Raw genomic sequence first — 2,408 nt, 5'->3', positions numbered from 1 at the left:
ATCGATGAGTTTATTCAGTATCATCTGGATGCCAGAACCGGAGAACGCAAGGGGAGACTGGAGAGAGGTCACCGGCACGCCGAAGCGTTATTTCTTCAGAATGTGTGGTGGCCGCTGCGTGGTGATTTCTGTGATCTTCATCCTGAGTATGAGGTTCTGGACTGGCGTGGCCGCTCCTATTTTGCTGACTTTGCTTTTTTGCCGGGAACAATCAGGCTGCTGCTGGAGATCAAAGGCTACACAGCACATGTTAAGGATATGGATAGACAGAGGTATAGCAATGAACTAAATCGGGAAACTTTTCTGTGTGCTATGGGCTACCAAGTGATTTCCTTTGCCTATGATGATGTGGAGCAACGTCCAGAATTGTGCATAACTTTGCTCCGTATGGTTCTCAGCAGATATATGGCAGCGGTTGTTCCGGTTGAAAAGTTACTGCTTGGAGAAAGAGAAATCATGCGTTTTGTCATGCGTCAGTCCGGATCCGTACGTCCACAGGATGTTTCTGATTATTTTTCAATCGATGCTAAGACGGCGCGGCAACTATTATACAAGCTATGTGAAAAAGGCTGGCTGAATCCGGTAAAACGTGGCGAGGGGATCCGAAAGGTAAGGTATGAGCTCGCTCGTAATGTTCTTAGCTACTGGGACTAAGGGGCAATCGTAATTCCCTGAATGGTATGTTCACGCTACTGTCCTTGCTTACTGCCTCTCCCTGTCCCGCCTTGTCGAATGGTCAACGGGCTTATCCCCAGTTTCTATTCAAGTTTAGGCCAATCTGTCATTATTCCTGCCCCGGAGCGTTTATGAATGACCGAAACGGCTATACTACCTAGTAGCAGCCAAAAGGGCAGGACAGATAGACTGAATGAAACAGGAGGGTGACCTATGCAATTAGGAATATTGCTGATGATCGTGCAGCTCTTTTTCGCACTGGTTATCGGCGTTTATTTTTGGAATCTGCTGCGGGGGCAGAAGACGAATAAGACGGCGGTGGACCGGGAATCTCGCAAGGAGCTGGACAAGCTGCGGAAAATGCGGATGATCTCTCTCACGAAGCCGCTCTCGGAAAAGACACGGCCGGCCTCCATTAGCGATATCGTCGGGCAAAAAGACGGGCTGCGTGCCTTGAAGGCCGCGCTGTGCAGCGCGAATCCCCAGCATGTGATCATCTACGGACCGCCGGGTGTCGGCAAGACGGCAGCGGCCCGTGTTGTGATGGAGGAAGCCAAGAAGAATTCACTTTCTCCTTTTAAAAGTGATGCCAAGTTTACTGAAATAGATGCGACTACAGCACGCTTTGATGAACGCGGGATTGCCGATCCGCTGATCGGCTCTGTGCATGACCCGATATACCAGGGAGCAGGAGCAATGGGTGTGGCTGGCGTACCGCAGCCGAAGCCGGGAGCAGTGACGAAGGCACATGGCGGAATATTGTTTCTGGATGAGATCGGAGAGCTTCATCCGATTCAGATGAACAAGCTGCTAAAGGTGCTGGAAGACCGGAAAGTGCTGCTGGAGAGTGCCTACTATAACTCCGAGGATAGCAATACGCCTGCTTATATCCATGATATCTTTCAAAATGGCCTGCCGGCTGATTTCCGGCTGGTTGGAGCCACTACGCGTTCGCCCGAGGAAATATCACCTGCACTTCGTTCACGCTGCATGGAGATTTATTTCCGTCCGCTGCTGCCTGATGAGATTGCCGTTATTGCCCGGGATGCCATTCAGAAGATTGGCCTGAAGCCCAGCCCGGAAGCCGTGACAGTGGTACAGCAGTATGCCACGAACGGCCGGGAAGCCGTGAACATGATCCAGCTTGCTGCGGGGCTCGCACTGACGGAACAGCGCGATACCTTGAGTGCAGCGGAAGTGGAGTGGGTAGCCGGCAGCAGCCAGCTGCCGCTGCGTACAGAACGCAAAATCCCGACAGCCCCGCAGATCGGGCTGGTCAATGGGCTGGCGGTCTATGGCCCGGGCATGGGCACGTTGCTGGAGATCGAAGTATCCGCAGCGCCTGCGCAGAACGGCCAGGGCCGGCTGAATGTCACCGGCGTTGTTGATGAAGAGGAGACCCGCGGCGGTTCGCGGACGATTCGCCGCAAGAGCATGGCTAAGGGGTCGGTTGAGAATGTACTGACCGTTCTGCGGATGATGAACCTGGAGCCGGACCGCTATGACATCCATGTGAACTTCCCCGGCGGCACGCCCATCGACGGCCCCTCTGCCGGGGTTGCCATGGCAGTAGCCATTGTCTCCGCGATCCGCCACCTGCCAGTGGACAACACCGTAGCTATCACCGGGGAGATCGGCATTCACGGCCGGGTGAAGCCTGTCGGCGGCGTGATCGCCAAGGTCGAGGCAGCCTTCCAGGCCGGCGCGACAACCGTGCTCATTCCTAAGGACAA

General features: G+C 54.3%; 2 protein-coding genes. Both read left to right on the top strand.

What is annotated here, in order from left to right:
- The gene (locus AQR02_RS23025) at window positions 1–654 is read left to right on the top strand and encodes a DUF559 domain-containing protein (RefSeq protein WP_054942757.1); all 654 of its coding nucleotides are present in this window, start codon (window positions 1–3) and stop codon (window positions 652–654) included.
- A gap of 234 nt (window positions 655–888) precedes the next feature.
- Window positions 889–2,408, top strand: a 1,520-nt coding sequence (lonB, locus tag AQR02_RS23020; protein ID WP_245237693.1) for an ATP-dependent protease LonB, incomplete at its 3' end; no start/stop codon positions are given.

The organism is Paenibacillus ihuae (assembly GCF_001368795.1).
In the GTDB taxonomy this organism is placed as follows: domain Bacteria; phylum Bacillota; class Bacilli; order Paenibacillales; family Paenibacillaceae; genus Paenibacillus_AQ; species Paenibacillus_AQ ihuae.
Note: the sequence above shows the minus strand (reverse complement) of the source record. Positions and strands in the feature narration are given on the sequence as shown.